15 protein-coding genes are annotated in these 18,050 nt (G+C 74.0%); 6 read left to right on the forward strand and 9 right to left on the reverse strand.

Annotation, left to right across the window (positions count from 1 at the left end):
- Positions 1 to 47 precede the first annotated feature (47 nt).
- Positions 48 to 1,424, forward strand: coding sequence for a pyridoxal phosphate-dependent decarboxylase family protein (locus tag ACWGPF_RS08415; RefSeq protein WP_452332393.1), 1,377 nt, complete (start codon positions 48 to 50; stop codon positions 1,422 to 1,424).
- A gap of 61 nt (positions 1,425 to 1,485) precedes the next feature.
- Positions 1,486 to 2,703, forward strand: coding sequence for a pyridoxal phosphate-dependent aminotransferase (locus tag ACWGPF_RS08420; protein WP_452332394.1), 1,218 nt, complete (start codon positions 1,486 to 1,488; stop codon positions 2,701 to 2,703).
- Between the two features lie 104 nt (positions 2,704 to 2,807).
- On the opposite strand, the gene ACWGPF_RS08425 is transcribed toward ACWGPF_RS08420, so the two are convergent.
- The 3 genes from ACWGPF_RS08425 to ACWGPF_RS08435 are packed head-to-tail and all read right to left on the reverse strand — an operon-like array spanning position 2,808 to position 4,797.
- Positions 2,808 to 3,944: a UDP-N-acetylmuramate dehydrogenase gene (locus ACWGPF_RS08425; protein ID WP_452332395.1), complete on the reverse strand. Its 1,137-nt coding sequence runs from the start codon at positions 3,942 to 3,944 to the stop codon at positions 2,808 to 2,810.
- Positions 3,941 to 4,345, reverse strand: coding sequence for a MaoC/PaaZ C-terminal domain-containing protein (locus tag ACWGPF_RS08430; protein ID WP_452332396.1), 405 nt, complete (start codon positions 4,343 to 4,345; stop codon positions 3,941 to 3,943). Before ACWGPF_RS08430 ends, ACWGPF_RS08425 begins: the two co-directional genes overlap by 4 nt.
- Positions 4,342 to 4,797: an FAS1-like dehydratase domain-containing protein gene (locus tag ACWGPF_RS08435; RefSeq protein WP_452332397.1), complete on the reverse strand. Its 456-nt coding sequence runs from the start codon at positions 4,795 to 4,797 to the stop codon at positions 4,342 to 4,344. Before ACWGPF_RS08435 ends, ACWGPF_RS08430 begins: the two co-directional genes overlap by 4 nt.
- A 290-nt stretch (positions 4,798 to 5,087) precedes the next feature.
- Here ACWGPF_RS08435 and ACWGPF_RS08440 point away from each other — a divergent pair, with 290 nt between their 5' ends.
- Complete coding sequence (locus ACWGPF_RS08440; protein ID WP_452332398.1) at positions 5,088 to 5,579, forward strand: FBP domain-containing protein; 492 nt, start codon at positions 5,088 to 5,090, stop codon at positions 5,577 to 5,579.
- A gap of 3 nt (positions 5,580 to 5,582) precedes the next feature.
- On the opposite strand, the gene ACWGPF_RS08445 is transcribed toward ACWGPF_RS08440, so the two are convergent.
- The 3 genes from ACWGPF_RS08445 to ACWGPF_RS08455 form a co-directional block, all read right to left on the reverse strand.
- A complete protein-coding gene (locus tag ACWGPF_RS08445) occupies positions 5,583 to 6,377 on the reverse strand; it encodes a sulfite exporter TauE/SafE family protein (RefSeq protein WP_345440411.1) in 795 nt (264 codons plus the stop codon).
- A 128-nt stretch (positions 6,378 to 6,505) separates the two neighbouring features.
- Positions 6,506 to 7,105 (reverse strand): GNAT family N-acetyltransferase, encoded by a 600-nt coding sequence (locus ACWGPF_RS08450; RefSeq protein ID WP_452332399.1) that lies wholly within the window; start codon positions 7,103 to 7,105, stop codon positions 6,506 to 6,508.
- A 49-nt stretch (positions 7,106 to 7,154) separates the two neighbouring features.
- A complete protein-coding gene (locus tag ACWGPF_RS08455; RefSeq protein WP_452332400.1) occupies positions 7,155 to 8,492 on the reverse strand; it encodes a M20/M25/M40 family metallo-hydrolase in 1,338 nt (445 codons plus the stop codon).
- 33 nt (positions 8,493 to 8,525) lie between these two features.
- Here ACWGPF_RS08455 and ACWGPF_RS08460 point away from each other — a divergent pair, with 33 nt between their 5' ends.
- Positions 8,526 to 9,032 (forward strand): 4'-phosphopantetheinyl transferase family protein, encoded by a 507-nt coding sequence (locus tag ACWGPF_RS08460; protein WP_452332401.1) that lies wholly within the window; start codon positions 8,526 to 8,528, stop codon positions 9,030 to 9,032.
- Between the two features lie 19 nt (positions 9,033 to 9,051).
- Here ACWGPF_RS08460 and ACWGPF_RS08465 read toward each other — a convergent pair whose 3' ends face one another.
- The 3 genes from ACWGPF_RS08465 to ACWGPF_RS08475 all read right to left on the reverse strand — a co-directional run bounded on the left by ACWGPF_RS08465 (position 9,052) and on the right by ACWGPF_RS08475 (position 14,928).
- Positions 9,052 to 10,347, reverse strand: coding sequence for a M1 family metallopeptidase (locus tag ACWGPF_RS08465; protein WP_452332451.1), 1,296 nt, complete (start codon positions 10,345 to 10,347; stop codon positions 9,052 to 9,054).
- A gap of 11 nt (positions 10,348 to 10,358) precedes the next feature.
- Positions 10,359 to 14,243, reverse strand: a complete 3,885-nt coding sequence (locus ACWGPF_RS08470; RefSeq protein WP_452332402.1) for a Pls/PosA family non-ribosomal peptide synthetase — start codon at positions 14,241 to 14,243, stop codon at positions 10,359 to 10,361.
- Between the two features lie 82 nt (positions 14,244 to 14,325).
- On the reverse strand, positions 14,326 to 14,928 hold the full coding sequence (locus ACWGPF_RS08475; RefSeq protein WP_452332403.1) for a TetR/AcrR family transcriptional regulator: 603 nt from the start codon (positions 14,926 to 14,928) through the stop codon (positions 14,326 to 14,328).
- A gap of 196 nt (positions 14,929 to 15,124) precedes the next feature.
- On the opposite strand from ACWGPF_RS08475, the gene ACWGPF_RS08480 reads away from it, so the two are divergent.
- Positions 15,125 to 16,438: an MFS transporter gene (locus ACWGPF_RS08480; protein ID WP_452332404.1), complete on the forward strand. Its 1,314-nt coding sequence runs from the start codon at positions 15,125 to 15,127 to the stop codon at positions 16,436 to 16,438.
- Entirely contained in the window at positions 16,435 to 18,024 is a 1,590-nt protein-coding gene (locus ACWGPF_RS08485; protein WP_452332405.1) for an amidohydrolase, read from the forward strand. Before ACWGPF_RS08480 ends, ACWGPF_RS08485 begins: the two co-directional genes overlap by 4 nt.
- The last annotated feature ends 26 nt before the right edge of the window (positions 18,025 to 18,050 follow it).

Below are 18,050 nucleotides of genomic sequence, written 5' to 3' on the forward strand. Positions count from 1 at the left end.
CGTCCGGGGTCTCGCGCGTCGCGAGGCGGCTGTCCTACATTCGGAGGATGGCTGCCCCCGCGCGCATGCACGACGTCACCCCCGAGAACGAGCGGCTCGTCGACCTCGTGCTCGACTACTCCCGCCGTCGGCTGCTCGACCCCGACGTCCCGCTCGACAAGCCGGCCTCCGCCGCCGAGCTCCGTCGCCTCGCGGGCACCACCATCCGCGAGGAGGGCATCGGCGGCGAGCGAGCGCTCGCCATCTTCGAGCACGTGCTCGCCCCCGCGTGCATCACGACGGACCATCCGCAGTACCTGTCGTTCATCCCCACGGCGCCCACGAAGGCGGCGACCGCGTTCGACCTCGTCGTGTCGGCCAGCGCACTCTACGGCGGATCGTGGCTCGAGGGGTCCGGCGCCGTGCACGCGGAGAACGAGGTCATCGCGTGGCTCGCCGCCGAGTTCGGGCTGCCGCGCGGGGCGGGCGGCGTGTTCGTCCAGGGCGGCACCCTCGGGAACCTCTCCGCCCTCGTCGCGGCGCGCGAGGCCGCCCGCGCCCGGCTCGCCGAATCGGGCGCCTCCGTGCCGGATCGCTGGATCGTCGTGTGCAGCGCGGAGGCGCACTCCTCGATCGGATCCGCCGCGCGCGTCATGGACGTCGACGTCGTGGGCGTCGTCCCCGGCGAGGACGGCATGCTGCGCGGCGACGACGTGGCCGACGCGCTCTCCGCGCACGGCGACGCCGTCTTCGCCGTCGTCGCCACGGCGGGCTCGACGAACTTCGGCATCGTCGACGACATCGCCTCGATCGCCGCGCTCAAGGAGGAGCACGGCTTCTGGCTCCACGTCGACGGCGCGTACGGGCTCGCCGCCATGCTCTCCCCGCTCGTGCGCGACCGCTTCGCGGGCGTCGAGCACGCCGACTCCCTCGTCGTCGACCCCCACAAGTGGCTGTTCGCGCCGTTCGACGCCTGCGCCCTCGTCTACCGCGACCCGGAGACGGGACGGCGCGCCCACACGCAGCACGCCGAGTACCTCGACACGCTCACGGAGACCGCCGACTGGAGCCCGTCGGACTACGCCGCTCACCTCACGCGCCGGGCGCGCGGTCTGCCGTTCTGGTTCTCGCTCGCGAGCTACGGCGCCGCCGCGTACCGCGACGCCATCGGCGCGTCCATCGCGCTCGCCCGCGACATCGCCGACGTCATCCGCGCCCGCGACGGGTTCTCCCTCGTGCGCGAACCGCAGCTCGGCGTCGTCGTGTTCGAGCGCGACGGCTGGTCGAAGGCCGACTACGCCGTGTGGTCGGACCGCCTGCTCGACGCGCAGCGCGCGTTCGTCGTGCCGAGCTCGCACGCCGGTCGACCCAACGTGCGCTTCGCCATCCTCAACCCCCGCACGACCCGCGCGCAGCTCGAGGCCATCCTCGACACCATGCTCTGACGACGTCGGGGCGTGACGCGGGTACGCGCAGCGGAATGCGGGCACGGCTACGCTGGGTGCCGTGACCGACCGCGCACCGCTCTCCCGCACGCCCGCCCTCTCGCGCAAGCTCAGCGCCATCGCCGAATCCGCCACCCTCAAGGTCGACGCGAAGGCCAAGGCGCTGAAGGCCGAAGGCAGGCCCGTCATCTCGTACGCCGCCGGCGAGCCCGACTTCGCGACGCCGCAGTTCATCGTCGACGCGGCCGCCGAGGCGCTGAAGGACCCGGCCAGCTACCGCTACACGCCCGCCGCCGGCCTCCCCGCCCTGCGCGAGGCGATCGCGGCGAAGACGCTGCGCGACTCGGGCCTCGAGGTCTCGCCGTCGCAGGTCGTCGTCACGAACGGCGGCAAGCAGGCCGTCTACCAGGCCTTCCAGGCGGTCGTGAACCCGGGCGACGAGGTGCTCCTCCCCGCCCCGTACTGGACCACCTACCCCGAGGCCATCGCACTCGCCGACGGCGTCCCCGTCGAGGTGTTCGCGGGCGCCGACCAGGAGTACAAGGTCACCGTCGCCCAGCTCGAGGCCGCGCGCACCGACAAGACGACGGTGCTCGTGTTCGTGTCGCCGTCGAACCCGACGGGATCGGTGTACACGCCGGAGGAGACCGCGGCCATCGGCCAGTGGGCGCTCGAGCACGGCATCTGGGTCGTCACCGACGAGATCTACCAGAACCTCGTCTACGAGGGCGTGCGGGCGGTGTCGATCGTCGAGGCCGTGCCCGAGCTCGCGAAGCAGACGCTGCTGCTCAACGGCGTCGCGAAGACCTACGCCATGACGGGATGGCGCGTGGGCTGGCTCGTGGGACCCTCCGACGCCGTCGCGCTCGTCGGCAACCTCCAGTCGCACCTCACGAGCAACGTCAACAACGTCGCGCAGCGCGCCGCGGTGGCCGCCCTCACGGGTCCGCAGACCGAGGCGGAGCAGTTCCGCGTCGCGTTCGACCGCCGTCGCCGGCTCATCGTCGACGAGCTGTCGAAGATCGACGGCGTCGAGGTGCCGAACCCGCTCGGCGCGTTCTACGCGTACCCCGACGTACGGGGCCTGCTCGGCCGTGAGTGGAGGGGCCGCCGCATCGAGACGTCGCTCGAGCTCGCCGACCTCATCCTCGACGAGGCCGAGGTCGCCGTCGTCCCGGGTGAGGCCTTCGGCCCGAGCGGCTACCTGCGCCTGTCGTACGCGCTCGGCGACGACCAGCTCGTCGAGGGCATCCAGCGCCTCCAGCGCCTGTTCGCCTGACGCGCCGCCCCCTCCTCGCCGAGACCAGCTTCCGTCGATGAGGCTGGCGCTCCCCGCGTCGGTGTCGACGACCAGGGCTGGTCTCGGTGAGGGAGGGCGGCCGACTACAGCTCGACGCCGACCGTCACGGGCTCGGGCTGGAGGACGATGCCGAACTCGGCCGCGACACGGCTGCGGATGAAGCGAGCGAGCTCCGCCACCTCGCCGCCCGTCGCGCCGCCGCGGTTGGTCAGGGCGAGCGCGTGCTTGGTCGACACGCCCGCCCGCGAGCGCGGCAGGCGGAAGCCCTTCTCGATGCCGGCATGCTCGATGAGCCACGCGGCGGGCACCTTCACGTCGGATCGCGCAGGCGGCGCGGTCGGCAGCGCGCCCGTGTACTCGTCGAGCGGGATGACGACGACGGGGTCGAGGTCGGGCTCGACGGGCCAGCGCGGGCAGTCGTCGGGCAGCGCCTGCGCGACCGCCTCCGGCAGGATCGGGTTCTGGAAGAACGATCCCGCGCTGTGGGTGTCGGCGTCCGGGGCGTCGAGGACCATGCCCTTCGATCTGCGGATCGCGAGGACGTGATCGCGGATCCAGGCGAGCGAGACGCCCTGTCCCTCCCCGACCCCGAGCGCCGACCGCAGCCGCGCATCGCGCAGCGGGCGGTCGTCCGTTCCGACGTGCGCGAGCTCGAGCGTGAGCGACAGGATGACGGCGTCGCGCTCGGGTGCTCCGCCGCCGTGCCGCTTCAGGACCGACGTGCGGGGCCCGAGGCCGAGGTCGGAGGCCGGCACGGTTGACACCTCTCCCGTGTGCCGGTCGATGAGGTCGACCTCGACGAGCGTCTGCACGATCTCCTGGCCGTACGCCCCGACGTTCTGGATGGGCGCGGCCCCCGCCGTGCCGGGGATCCCCGACATCGCCTCGATGCCTGCGAGCCCGTGCGCGACCGTCCACGCGACGAGCTCGTCCCAGTTCTGGCCCGCCTCCACGCGCAGCCGCACACGTCCGGCGGGCGCGCCGCCGACGACCTGGAACCCGCTCGTGAGGATGCGCACGACCGTGCCGGGGAACGGCTCGTCGCCGACGAGCAGGTTCGACCCGCCGCCGAGGACCATCCACTCGTCCTCGTCCGCCCAGACCTCGCGCAGCGCGTCGACGAGCTCGTCGCGCGTGCGCGCGTCGACCATCCGCTCGGGTGCGGCGCCGACGCGCAGCGTCGTGAGCTGCGAGAACGGGATGGGCGCGACCTCGGTCATGCGCGCCGGACGCGCACCTGCGCCTTGCCGAGCACGGTCGTGTCGGCCGACGTCACGGTGAGGTCGATGCGGGCCGTCTCGTCGTCGAGCTGGCCGACCTTCGCGACGACCGACACGTCGGCGCCGGTCTCGGGGTCGACCACGACGGGGCGCGTGAAGCGCACGCCGTACTCGAGGATGCGTCCGGAGTCGCCGAGCCACTCGGCGATCGTGCCGACCGACAGGCCCATCGTCAGCATCCCGTGCGCGAGGACGCCCGGGAGGCCCACCGACTGCGCGACGTCGTCGCGGTAGTGGATCGGGTTGAAGTCCCCCGATGCCCCCGCATACCGCACGAGCGACTCGCGCGTGAGGTGGACGGTGCGCTCGGCGACGACGTCTCCGACGGCGATCCCGGTCATGCCGCGCTCTCCTCTCCGCCGACGAGCAGCACGCTCGTCGCGGTCACGACATGCGCGCCGCCGGCATCGACGATCTCGGCGTCGCTCGTGATCATGGCGTTGGATCCCACCGTGCGGATGCCCGTCACCGTGAGCCGCGCCGTCAGCTCGTCTCCCGCGACGATCGGACGCGAGTAGCGGAACCGCTGCTCGGCGTGGATGGTCCGCTCCAGCGCGATACCGCTGTCGGGCTCCGCGAGCAGCTGCTGCAGCGTGTGGTCCTGGACGACCATCGCGAACGTCGGCGGGGCGACGACGTCGGCGTAGCCGAGCGCGCGCGCTGCCTCGGGGTCGGTGTGCTGCGGGGCGTCGGCGAAGACGGCGCGCGCGAACTCGCGCACCTTCTCCCGCCCCACGAGGTACGAGGGTGTCGGCGGGAACTCGCGTCCGACCAGTTCGGGGTTCACAGGCACCCGGCCATCCTAACGAGCGCCCCTGACGGCCGTCCGACCGCGGGACGGGCGTAGACTTCCGGGCGTGTCTTCCGCGATGAGCCCGTGCAGCGGGCGTGAGGGGGTCGTCGGCGCGGTCTGCGCCGGCGACAGAGCCTGAGCGAGCGCGCCCGCCCCGACGGGGCGACGGCGCGCCCTCCCTGCCGCCGCGCGCCGTCCCGGCGCCGCCTCTCCTGCGCCGGAACCGGCGCGATCATCGCCGCGCCGCGTCGCCCCGCGACCTCCGGCGCTCCTCATCGAAGGACATCGTCATGACCCCGTTCACCGAGCGCGACATCCGCGCCTCGTTCGCCAACGCCTCCCGCAAGGAGGCCGCCGACCTCGCGCTGCCCGCCGGCTTCGCCGAGATCGACTTCTCCCGCCGCGACTTCCTCGGGTGGGCCGATCCCCGGCTCCCGAAGCGCGCCTACGTCGTCGCCGACCTCGACGGCCGACCCGTGGGCGTGCTGCTGCGTCAGGCCGACCAGCGGCTCTCGGCGCGCAGCCAGTGCGCGTGGTGCGACGACATCACGCTCGCGCACGACGTCCAGTTCTTCGCCGCGCGCAAGGCCGGAGCCGCGGGCCGCAAGGGCGACGTCATCGGCACGCTCGTGTGCGCCGACTTCGCGTGCTCGCAGAACGTGCGGAAGCTCCCGCCGCTCGCCTACGAGGGCTACGACCGCGAGGCCGCACGCGAGGCGCGCATCGAGCGGCTGCGCGCCCATGTGCGCGCGTTCGTGCGCGAGCTCGGCGTCGACGGCTGACCGTCAGGCGGTCTTGCGTCCGGCCTTGATCGCCTTCTGCGCCATCTGGGCCGCGATGACGACGAGGAACACGGCGAACAGGATGTTGCCGACCTGCGGGTCGACGAGGTTCGCGACCCACGTGCCGAGCGGCGCCGTCACGCAGGCGGCGCCGCCCACGCACCCGGCGGCCACGAAGTCGACGTTCTGCTTGCGGAAGTTCGCGATCGTGCCGGACAGCGACGTCGGGATCATCATGAGCAGCGACGTGCCCTTGGCGACGAGGTCGCTCATCCCGAACAGCAGCATGAGCACGGGGACGACGACGATGCCGCCGCCGACGCCGATGAGGCCCGACATGACGCCCGTGACGAGCCCGAGGACGACGAGCAGGGCCCCCATGAGCACGTCGATCTCGACCGTCGCGTCGCGCGAGGGGACGATGAGGAACAGGCTCACGACGACGACCGCGAGGAAGCCGACGAAGATCCAGCGGAGCACCGGCTCCGACAGCACGTGCAGCAGTCTCACGCCGATCTGCGCGCCGACGACGGCGCCCGCCGCGATGAGGAGCGCGGCGATCCAGTCGACGTCGCCGTTGATCGCGTAGGAGATCACGCCCACGACGGCCGTGGGGATGATCGCGGCGGACGAGGTGCCCGTACCGAAGCGCTGCGTGAACCCGACGAGCAGGACGAGGAGCGGCACGATCACGGTGCCGCCGCCGACGCCGAAGAGGCCGGACAGGAAGCCGGCGAACGCGCCGATGACGAGGAACGAGGCGATCGCCTTACCCCCGCGACGCCGTTCGTCCGTCACGCGTCCGCGCCCATCGCGAGTTCCGTCATCTGCCGCCTCCTGCTCGTCGTGCACCTACCGCTTCACACTATCCCGGCCGTGTTTCCGGCAGACGACGCACCGCTGCCCGCAGGGGCGGCGCGAGCCGCTCAGGCGATGGCGCGGACGAACACGGCGGACGCCGTCTCCTCGGCGACGCGGTCGAACCCGAGCCGCTCGTAGAATGCGACGGCGCCCGTGTTCGCGAGGTCGGCGGCGAGGTGGACGCCAGGGACGCCGCGCGTGCGCAGCTCCGAGACGAGGGCGTCGACGAGGCGCCTGCCCCATCCGCGCCCCTGCACGTCGGGCAGGAGGTCGATGTGGAGGTGGGCGGGATGGCGCGCCGCGTACGCGGTCGCGGCGGGCCCGCGGCCGTACGCGTAGCGGACGAGGTCGGCCTCGCGACCGAACGCGTCGCCCGCGTGCGGCCAGCGCTCGGTGTGCGCCGGCCACCATTCGTCGCGGAACCACGTCTCGAACTCGGCAGTGTCGGGGGCGCACACGATGTAGCCCGACGCGCGCCCGTCGCGCTCGACCGTGAACGCGAGGTCGGGATGGCGGTCGACATAGGGGTAGAGGAAGAGCGCCGGCCACAGGGCGTCGTCGGTGAGCATCCCTGTGGCATCGGCGCCCGCGGCCGCCGTCCGCACGCACACGTCGCCGAGGTCCTCACGGTCTTCGGGACGGTAGGGGCGGATGATCTCGGGCACGATCCTGCAACGATACGCCCGCGCGCGGTCGCGGCGCGAGGGCCGTGCCTCACCCCGCGACGTCCTCCAGGAGCGCGCGGTAGAAGACCTCGCCCCGTTCCAGGCTGTCGACCGAGACGTGCTCGTCGAGGCCGTGGATGCCCGCGCGCTGCGCCGCCGACATCCGCAGCGGCGCGAAGCGGTAGACGTCGGGGACGTGCCGGTGGAGGAAGCGGGAGTCGGTCGCCTGCATCATGAGGTACGGCGCCGTCACGGCGCCCGGGTACGCGACGCCCACGGCCCGCTCGATCGCGCGGAAGCCCTCGCCGTCGACCGACGACTCCGGCGATGGGTCGGAGCCAGACAGCACCTCGATCCCGACCTCGGGGTCGCGGATGGCGCGGCGCAGGCGCGCGGTCGTCGTCGCGACCGTCTCCCCCGGGGCGATGCGCAGGTTGAGGGTCGCCTCGACGCGCGGGGCGAGCACGTTCATGGCCGTCCCGCCCTCCAGGACGGTCGCGGCGACCGTGGTGTGGACGAGGGCGGCAGGCTCCCCGCCGAGACGCGCGAACAGGCGCGCCGTGAGCCAGGGCGCACCGGTCAGAACCCGCAGCAGCAGCCGCGACGGGCCGGCCGCCCGCGGGACGAAGGCCGCGAGCATGGCCCGGATGGAGGCGGGCAGGCGAGCCGGGAACGGGTTCGGCTCCAGCCGAGAGAGGGCGCGCGCCATCCGCGTCGTCGCGGTCGTGCGGGGCGGCGCCGAGGCGTGCCCTCCCGGCGACGTCGTCTGCAGACGCGCCATCATGATGCCCTTCTCGCCGAGCCCCACCATGGCGGCCTCGCCCGCGAGGAACGGCAGCGGGCGCTCCACGACCGCGCCGCCCTCGTCGATCGCGAACGCGGGGCGGACGCCTCGTTCCCGCAGGAGCGCGACGATCGCCTGTGCACCCGTGCCGTCGGTCTCCTCGTCGCCGCCGAAGGAGAGGTAGACGTCGCGCGAGGGTGCGAACCCCGCCGCGAGGAGGTTCTCGACGGCCTCGAGGATGACGATGAGGGGCCCCTTGTCGTCGAGCGCTCCGCGCCCGTGCACGATGCCGTCCGCGATCCGTCCCTCGAAGGGAGGGTGCGACCATCCGTGTCCTTCGTCCGCCGGGACGACATCGAGGTGCGCCATGAGCACGATCGGGTCGCGGGAGCCCGTGCCGCGCCAGCGGTAGAGCAGCCCGAGCTCTCCGACCTGCTCGGCCTCGAGGTTCTCCGCGATGCGCGGATAGAGCTCGTCGAGCAGTGCGCGGAACGCGTGGAACGCGCCGTGGCCACGCTCGGCCCACGCGGCCGACACGGTCTCGATCCGGATCATGCGCGACAGTCGTCCGGCGACTCCCGGTCGCGCCGTGGCATCGGTCATGACGCCCACGCTAGCGCGCGGTAGCGTGTCGGCGTGCCGATCCTCGCCGCCCCCTGCGCCGCCTTCGACGCGGCCGTGTGGTGGGAGCGATCGCGCGCTGAGCGCTTCACGCGCGGGCGCGAGGCGCTGCGCGCGCTCGTCGGCGACGTCGCCGTCACGGCGGCCGTCTGCCCCGACTGCGGGCGTCGCCACGGCGCGCCGCTGCTGGCGGACGGGCGCTTCGCGAGCGTCTCGCACGCGTCGGGCGGCTCCCTCGCCGCCGTGGCGGACCGCGCCGTGGGTGTCGATGTCGAGGACCGGCCGCTGCGGCTCCTGCCGGCCGTGGCCGTCCCTCCCGGCGAGGACCCGCTGCAGCACTGGACCCGCGTGGAGGCCGTCCTGAAGGCCGACGGCCGCGGGCTGCGCGTCGACCCCGATGCCGTGCTCTTCGCGCCCGGCGAGGGCGGATGGCGCGCCACCCTCGACGGGCGTGCCTACGTCGTGCACGACCTCGCGCTGGACGGCCCGCACGCCGCGTCCGTCGCCGTGGCGGCGGAGTAGGTCGGGACGGCGAGGGCGGTCAGCGACGGGCGGGCAGGGGCGGCAGCGCGGTCTCGTGCAGCCAGGGGCGCAGCGAGTCGCCTGCGACGGCCTCGAAATCGGCGGTCGTCGCGGTGGCGTGCCGATGGGCCGCCGTCCACTCGCGCAGGAGCCCGAAGAACGCGTCGTCGCCCTTCGTCGTCCGCAGCGCGTGCAGCGCGAGCGCGCCGCGCTTGTAGACGCGGTCGTCGAACATGTCGTCGGGGCCGGGGTCGGCGAGGACGAGGTCCTTCCGGAGGAACCGCAGGCGCGCATGATGCGACCGCGCCATCGCGTCGGCGGACGGGCCGCCCCGCTCCTCCGACCAGATCCACTCCGCGTAGCAGGCGAAGCCCTCGTTGAGCCAGATGTCGCGCCACCGCTCGACGCCCACGCTGTTGCCGAACCACTGGTGCGCGAGCTCGTGCGCGACGAGGCGCTCCGAGCCGCCGCGGCCGTCCATGTGGTTGGCGCCGAAGACGGCCATCCCCTGCGCCTCGAGCGGGATCTCGAGCTCGTCGGCCGTCACGACGAGCCGGCACGTCGACATCGGGTACGGCCCGAACGCGCGCTCGAACGTGTCGAGGATGCGCGGCACGACCGCGGTGTCGGCGTCGACGCGCGCGCGCAGCTCCGGCGGATGGGCGACGGTCACCGGCACGCCGGCGGCCGTCTCGTCGATCGCGCGCGACGCGTACCGGCCGATCTGCGCCGTCACGAGATAGGTCGAGGTCGGCACGTCCTCCTCGAAGACGTGCGTCGTGCGCCCCGAGCGGGTCGTCGCGCGCACGCGGCGGCCCGTCGCCTCGACGCGGTAGTTCTCGTCGCATGCGAGCGCGATGCGGTACCGGGCCTTGTCGTCGACGCGGTCGTTGCACGGGAACCAGGTGGGGGCTCCCGTGGGCTGTCCCGCGACGATGACGCCGTCGGCGAGCTCCTCCCAGCCGATGAGCCCCCAGCGCGAGCGCCGCGGCGTGGGCGCACCGGCGTAGTCGATGCGGACCTGCAGGGTCGTGCCGGCGGGTGCGACCTCGCCGAGCGCCACCCGCACGCGCCGATCGGTCTGCCGGTGCCGCGCGCCGCGACGGCCGCGCACGCGCACCGACGCCACGCGCAGCCCCACCAGATCGAACTCGACGGCATCCGTCGCGACGAGCGTCTCGAGCTCGATCTGCGCCGTGCCCGCGAGCCGGTTCGTCGCGATGCGGTAGTCGAGCTCCAGGTCGTAGCGGTGCACGCGGTAGCGCACATCGCCCGCCTGCGGCGTGTAGTCGTCCGCTCCCTGTGCCTGGTTCATGCGTTCCGACGTCACGACGCCTGGTACGACCGCACCTTGACGGCCCGCCACGGGCCGATCGGGTTGCCGCTCCACCGGCTGCCCACGGGCACGGCCTCGCCGCGCATGACGAGCGAGGCGGGTCCCACGGTCGCGTGCGCTCCGATCGACGCGGCGGGGAGGATCACGCTGTGGGGGCCGAGGGTGGCGCCGGCTTCGAGGGTGACGGTGTCCATGCTCATGATCCGATCATGGAACAGATGCGTCTGGACGACGCACCCCCGGTTCACGGTGGATCCGTCTCCCAGATCGACGAGATCGGGCTCGGGCAGCCAGTAGCTCTCGCACCACACTCCGCGCCCGATGCGGGCTCCGAGCGTGCGCAGCCACAGGGCGAGCGCCGGCGTCCCCGACGCGGGGTCGGCGAACCACGGCGCCGCGAGCATCTCGACGAACGTGTCGGACACCTCCGTGCGCCACACGAAGCTCGACCACAGCGGCTGCTCGCCCGCGCGGATGGGCCCGACGATGGCCCACTTCGCGGCGGTGGAGACGAGCGCGGCGACCGCGCCCGCGAGGAGCATGACGGCCCCCGAGACGAGGAGCGTCGTGAGGACGCCGATCCACGAGACGAGGGCGAGGAACGCGAGCAGCACGCCGAGCCCGAGCGCGCACGTCGCGACGACGGGGACGAACCGGCAGAGCTCCCACAGCGTCCGCGCGACGCGCAGCCGGGTGGGGGGCCGGAACGTGCGCGACTCGTCGACGTCGGCCACGATGCGGCGCAGGCGCACGGGCGGCGACCCGAGCCAGCTCGACCCCGCCTTGGCCTTGAGGGGCGCGACCGACAGCACCGCGACGAGCCCGTCCTTCGGCACGCGGTGGCCCGCGGCGGCCATCCCCGAGTTGCCGAGGAACGCGCGCTTCCCGATCCGTGCCGGCGCGATGCGCAGCCACCCGCCCCGCAGCTCGTATGACGCCACCATGGTGTCGTCGGCGAGGAAGGCGCCGTCGTCGATCGTCGTCATCGACGGGAGGAGGAGCACGGTCGACGCCTCGACGTTGCGCCCCACCTTCGCGCCGAGCAGCCGCAGCCACACGGGCGTGAAGAGGCTCGAGTAGATCGGGAAGAGGATGGTGCGGGCCGAGTCGAGCAGGCGCTCGATCGTCCACGCCTGCCATGCCGTCCGGCTGCGGACGGGGTACGTGCCCTCGCGCAGGCCGATCGACAGCAGCCGCACGAGCACGACGACCGCGCCTGCGAAGAAGAGCCCGGCCGCGAGCACGGCGGGCACGAGGAGGGCGAACGCGGCGAGCGCGGCGTCGGCGAGCGTCGCGGCGCCGCGCATCCCCGCGGCGAGCACGAGGCCCCCCGCGGCGAACGAGACCACGGGCAGCAGCGCGAGCCCCAGCGACGATGCGGCGTACAGCGCGAGATGGCGGCGCCGAGCCGGCGGACGCGCGTCGGGCCATCCCCTGGTGGCGGCGCCCGAGCGCACGGCGGGCGAGCCCGCCCAGTGCTGCCCCGCCCGCACACGGCCGAAGACGGCAGAGCCCGGCCCCACCTCCGCTCCCTGCCCGACCTTCGTGCCGGGGGCGAGCGTTGAGCGCGCGCCGATCGTCGCGCCAGCGCCGATGCGGATGCCGCCGATGCGCACGGTCTCGCCGTCGATCCAGTAGCCCGACAGGTCGACTTCGGGCTCGATCGCGGCCCCCGAGCCGACCTCGAGCATGCCCGTGACGGGCGGCATCGTGTGCAGGTCGACGTCGCGGCCGATCTTCGCTCCGAGGGCGCGGGCGTAGTACGTCACCCATGGGGCGCCCGCGAGCCCGACGGGGTCGATCTGGTCGGTGACCTTCTCCGCGAGCCAGAGCCGCAGGTGCACGGCGCCGCCGCGACGGTAGTCGCCCGGCCTGACGCCGGCGAGGAGCGCCCGCGCGAACAGCGCGCCCAGGGCCATCCGCCCGAACGGCGTGGCGAGCAGGACGAGCCCCGCGAGCGTCCACCACCAGTCGATGACGGGCAGCGCCTCGAACCCCGGCACGAGCGAGAGCAGCGTCGACGCCGTGAGCGCGTACACGAGCCAGCGCGCACCCGTGAGGATGAACAGCGGGACGCCGACGAGCGTCTGCGCCCACTGCGTCGCCCGCGGCGTGGGCGCGGGGGTGCTGTACCCCGACGCCGCGTCGGGATCGACCGTGTCGAGCGCCGCCTCGGCCATCGCCGCGAGGCGCGGATGGCCGTAGACGTCGGCGACCGTGAACTCCGGCGCCGTCTCGCGGATCAGCGTGACGAGCTGCGCGGCGGCGAGCGAACCGCCGCCCAGGTCGAAGAAGTCGGCGTCCTCGTCGCTCACCGGGATCCCGAGGACCGCCTGCCAGTGCGCGGCGAGCCAGGCGACGTCGGCGTCGAGGTCACCCGCGGTCTCCCCCGCGTCGGCGAGCGGCCAGGGGAGGGCGTTCTTGTCGACCTTGCCCGATGTGCGGATGGGCAGCTCGTCGATGACCGCGAGCGTCGGGATGAGCGGCGCGGGGAGGCGGTCGGCGAGGAGCGTGCGCGCCTCGGACCGGTCGAAGTCGGCGGACGCCTCGAGGTATCCGACGAGGATGGCCACCCCCGCCGCCGTCGTGCGCACGGCGACGGCGGCCGCCGTCACGCCGGGGAGGTCGTGCAGCGCCGCCTCCACCTCGCCCAGCTCGATGCGGCGCCCCCCGACCTTCACCTGGTCGTCGACGCGACCCTGGAACAGCAGGCCCTCCGGCTCGAAGCGCACCATGTCGCCCGAGCGATAGGCCCGCTCCCATCCGAGGGTCGGCATGGGGGCGTACTTCTCGGCGTCCTTGGCGGGGTCGAGGTAGCGTGCGAGGCCCACGCCGCCGATGATGAGCTCGCCCGGCTCGCCCGCCGCGACCGGGCGGCCGTCGGCGTCGACGACGGCGAGGCGCCATCCTTCGAGGGGCAGGCCGATGCGCACGGGCTCGCCCGCGCGCATGAGCGCTGCGCACGCGACGACGGTCGCCTCGGTCGGGCCGTAGGTGTTCCACAGCTCGCGGCCCTCGCCGGCGAGCCGGGCGACGAGCTCGGGCGGGCAGGCCTCGCCGCCGAAGATGAGCAGCCGCACGTTCTCGATCGTGTCGGAGGGCCACAGCGACGCGAGGGTCGGCACGGTCGAGACGGCCGTGATGCCGTGGCCGAGGAGCCACGGCCCGAGATCGGAGCCCGATCGGACGAGCGATCGCGGCGCCGGCACGAGGCAGGCGCCATGACGCCATGCGAGCCACATCTCCTCGCACGACGCGTCGAACGCGACGGAGAGCCCCGCGAGCACGCGGTCGCCCGGACCGAGCGGCTCGTCCTGGAGGAACAGGCGCGCCTCGGCGTCGACGAACGCCGCCGCAGAGCGGTGCGTCACGGCGACGCCCTTGGGCGTTCCCGTCGAACCGGAGGTGAAGATGATCCACGCGTCGTCGTCGGCCGTCGGCGGCAGTTCGTCGGCTCCGCGGGTCGGCTCGCCCTGCTCGAATCGGCCGTCGCCCGTGAGCACTCCCCGCACGCGCGCCTCGCCGAAGACGAGGTCGGCGCGCTCCTTCGGGTCGTCGGCGTCGACGGGCACGTACGCGGCGCCCGCCGCGAGCACCCCGAGGATGGAGACGTAGAGCTCGGCCGTGCCCGAGGCCATCCGCACGCCCACGCGGTCGCCGCGGCGCACGCCCTCCGCACGGAGGCGGTCCGCCGTGCGCGCGACGGCGTCGACGAGCTCCCGGTAGCTGAGGGCTCCGTCGGCGTCCTCGATCGCCGATGCGTCGGGATGGGCCGCCGCCGTCGCGTGCAGGATGTCGATGAGGGTGCGCTCGGGCGCCGCGGCCTCTCCGCGGTCGAGCACGGCGCTCTGCGCCGCCGCGATGTCGGTCAACATGCCTCCGGGTGTGGCGTCGTCACGAGCGATGCCATCGTCTCGGGGACAGGTTACCGAGGGGTGAACGCTCCTCCCGGGCGCGTCAGCGCGCGAGGCGTGCGCGCAGGGACGCGAGGAGGAGGTCGGCGCCGAGCTCGAACATCCGATCCGACCGCGCACGGCCGCGTTCCGCGCCGTCGAGGAGCCGTCCGAGGGTGCGCGTCTCGCCGTCGGGCTGCCAGACGTCGTCCGGCGACGCGAGGTCGAGACCGAAGCCGATCGCGAAGGCGTCGATGACGGCGATGAGCGAGAGCACCTCGTCGTCGGCGAAGCCGCCGTCGACGAGCACGGTGGCGAGATCGTCGTACGACGCGATGACGGCGGGGCTCGTGATCGTCTTCCCGACGAGCAGGGGGACGAGCTGGGGGTGGTCCGCGTACATGCGCCGCTGCGTGCGCAGCAGCTCGCGCACGAAGACGTCCCACGCCTTCCCGTCCGGCGCGACGCGGTAGGCCTCGACGAGCCGTCCGCGCATGAGCTCGAGGATGCCGTCCATGCCGTCCACATGGTTGTAGAGCGACGAGGGGCGGACCCCCAGACGGCGGGCGATGGCGTTGACGCCGAACGGCTCGCCGGCCGCCGACAGCGCGAGGCCCGCGTCGCCGATGATCTCGGGCGACAGCAGCGGCTGGGACGGACGTGCCATGCGACCTCGCTCATCTGACGGCGGAAACATCCCGGAAACAGGGAGGTCTTCCGCGCGCCCCCTCCCCTGTGCATAATAACGATCACCGTTCGTTGACGAATACCGTTCGTTTTCGAACGCCGCGCCTCACCCCGGCGCCCGAGCTCCACCCCGCCGTCCGCGCACACCGCCGTGCCCCGCCCTCTCGGAGTCCTCCATGACCGATCTCGGAACCCGCGTCCCCCTCCGCCTCCCCACCGCCTCCGCCACCTTCGCCATCGGCATCGCCGGCTACCTCGGCGTCAACCTGTCGCCCTACATGATCACCGCCGCGCAGACGGGCCTCGGGATCGACGTGCTCGCCGCGAGCTGGCTCGTCACCGCCGCCCTCCTCCTCACCGCCGTCACGGGGCTCGCGATCGCACCGCTGTGCGCCGGCGCGCGTCGGCGGGCCGTCGCGCGCCTCGGCCTCGCGGTCGGCGCGGCCGGCTTCGGGGTCGCCGCGCTCGTCCCCGCGCTCATCCTCCCGGGACTCCTCGTGGGAGGCGTCGGCGCCGGCGGCGCGGTCGCCGCCTCGGGCGCCGCGCTGGCGGCGTTCCGCAACCCCGACCGCGTCGCGGGATTCAACGGCCTCGCGAACCGCGGCGTCATCACGATCGTGCTCGCGGTCATCCCGCTCGTGGGGCTCGCTCCCGTCGACGTGTTCGGTGCGCTCGCGCTCTTCAGCGTGATCGGCCTCCTCGTCTCCGCCTGGCTGCCCGCCGCACCCGTCGTGGCGCCGCAGGCGGCCGCCGCCGTCGCGGAGGCGATGCCCATCGAGGTGCCGCCGACCGGCGCCCTGCGCACGTCTCCCGCGCGCTCGCGCAGCGTGACGCTCGCGGGCTTCGGGCTGCTCGCCGTCTTCGCGCTGTGGGCGGCGAGCGAGGACTCCCTGTGGGCCATGGCGGGCGTCATGGGCGCCGACCAGGCCGCGCTCTCCCCCGAGGGCCTCGGCCTCGCGCTGAGCGGCGCGACCGCGGGCGGGCTGGTCGGCTCGCTCCTGCTCATGGCCGTCGGGGACCGGCTCGGCCGCGCCGCGCCCCTCGCGATCCTGCTCGCCGCGGGCGGAGCGCTCAAGATCGCGGAGGGGTTCACGACCGACCCGACCGCCTTCATCGTCGTGTTCGTCGCCTGGAACACCGTGTACGCGATCGCCTTCATGTACTTCGTGTCGACGTCGGCCGCGCTCGACGCGGACGGCCGCTGGTCGGGCCCGCTCCTCGCCGTCTACCTCGTCGGCTCCGCCCTGACCCCCGTCATCGGCGCCGCTCTCGTCGGCGCCCTCGGCTACCAGGGCTTCGCCGTGGCGCTCGGCGTCGCGAGCTTCGTGCTCGCCGTCCCCGCCGCCGCCATCGCCCGCCTCTCCACGCGCCTCGAGCGCTCCGCCCGCACGACGTCGGCCGCCGTCGGCCCTGGGCCCGTCGGCACCGAGCCCGTCGGCCCTGGGCACGCCACCCCCGGGCACATCGCCCCCGAGAAGGAGTCCGCATGACCCGCGTCCTGTACCGCAACGCCCGCATCCTCACGGCCGACGAGCCCGGATGGGCCGAGGCCGTCGTGGTCGAGGGCGCGCGCTTCGCGTACGTGGGCCCGGCGGCCGATGCGCCGCCCGCCGACGAGACGGTCGACCTCGCGGGCCGCGTCGTGCTCCCCGGCTTCACCGACGCGCACACGCATCTGCTCATGATGGGAGACGCGCTCGGCCAGGTGGGGCTCACGGACGCGCGCTCGCTCGACGAGATCCAGGCACGGCTGCGCGCCGCACGCCCGGCGGCCGACGGCGTGCTGCGCGGCCGCGGCTGGCTGTTCGACAGCATCCCGGGGGGCGCGCCCACGGCGGCCATGATCGACGCCGCCGTCGCCGACATCCCCGTCTACCTCGACGCGAACGACTACCACTCCTGCTGGGTCAACACGGCGGCCCTGGCCGAGCTCGGCATCACGCGCGACACCCCCGACCCCATCGGCGGCCGAATCGAGCGCGACGCCGACGGCGAGGCGACGGGCATGCTCTACGAGACGGCGGCCGTCCAGTACGCCTGGGCGCACCGCGACGCCACGACGACGGATGCCCAGCGCGACGCCGGCGTGGACCGCGTCGTCGCGGCGTACCTCGCCTCGGGAGTCGTCGGCGCCGTCGACATGGCGTTCGACGAGCACGGTCTCGCCGCGCTCGAGCGGGCATCGGCGCGCGGCGCGCAGCCGCTGCGCATCGCGGCGCACTGGTTCGTAGCCAACACGGGCGATGATGCGGGGAACCTCGCCCAGGTGGCCCACGCCGCCGAGCTCGCCCGGGTCGCACACGCCGGCGTGCGCGTCGTCGGCATCAAGCTCGTGCTCGACGGCACGATCGACGCGTGCACGGCGGCCATGGGCCATCCGTACGCCGACGGTACGAACGCCGCGCCGATCTGGCCGGCCGAGCACCTGCTGCCCGTCGTCGCGGCGGCCGACGCCGCTGGCCTGCAGATCGCCCTGCACGCCATCGGCGACGCCGCGAGCACCCTCGCGCTCGACGCGATCGAGCACGCCGTCGCCGTGAACGGCGACCGGCCGCGGCGCCACCGCATCGAGCACCTCGAGTACGCGGCTCCCGGCACGGCCGAGCGGATGGCGCGGCTCGGGGTCACGGCGTCGATGCAGCCCGTGCACGCCGACCCCGCGATCTTCGCGAACTGGGCCGCGCAGCTGGGCGACGAGCGCGTCGACCGGGCGTTCGCGTGGCCCGAGTTCGAGGATGCCGGCGCCGTGCTCGCGTTCTCGACGGATGCCCCGACGGCACCCCACGAGGCGCTCGCGAACATGTACGTCGCCGCCACGCGCGCATCGGCCCTCGATCCGGCGAGCGCGGCCGTCCATCCGCACCTCGCCCTGCCCCTCGAACGCGCGATCGCGCACGCGACGCGCGACGCCGCGGCGTCGACGGGCGACGGCGCGTGGCGAGGGCGGATCGCCGCGGGCCACGCCGCCGACTTCGCCGTGCTCGACGTCGACCCGTTCGCCGAGGGGCCCCGCGCGTTGCTCCGCGCACGCGTCGTGCGGACGGTCATCGGGGGGCGCACAGAGTACGAGGGGTGACGGAGCGGTCATCCTGCTGCTGCCGC

This window comes from Microbacterium sp. NPDC055683 (assembly GCF_053617895.1).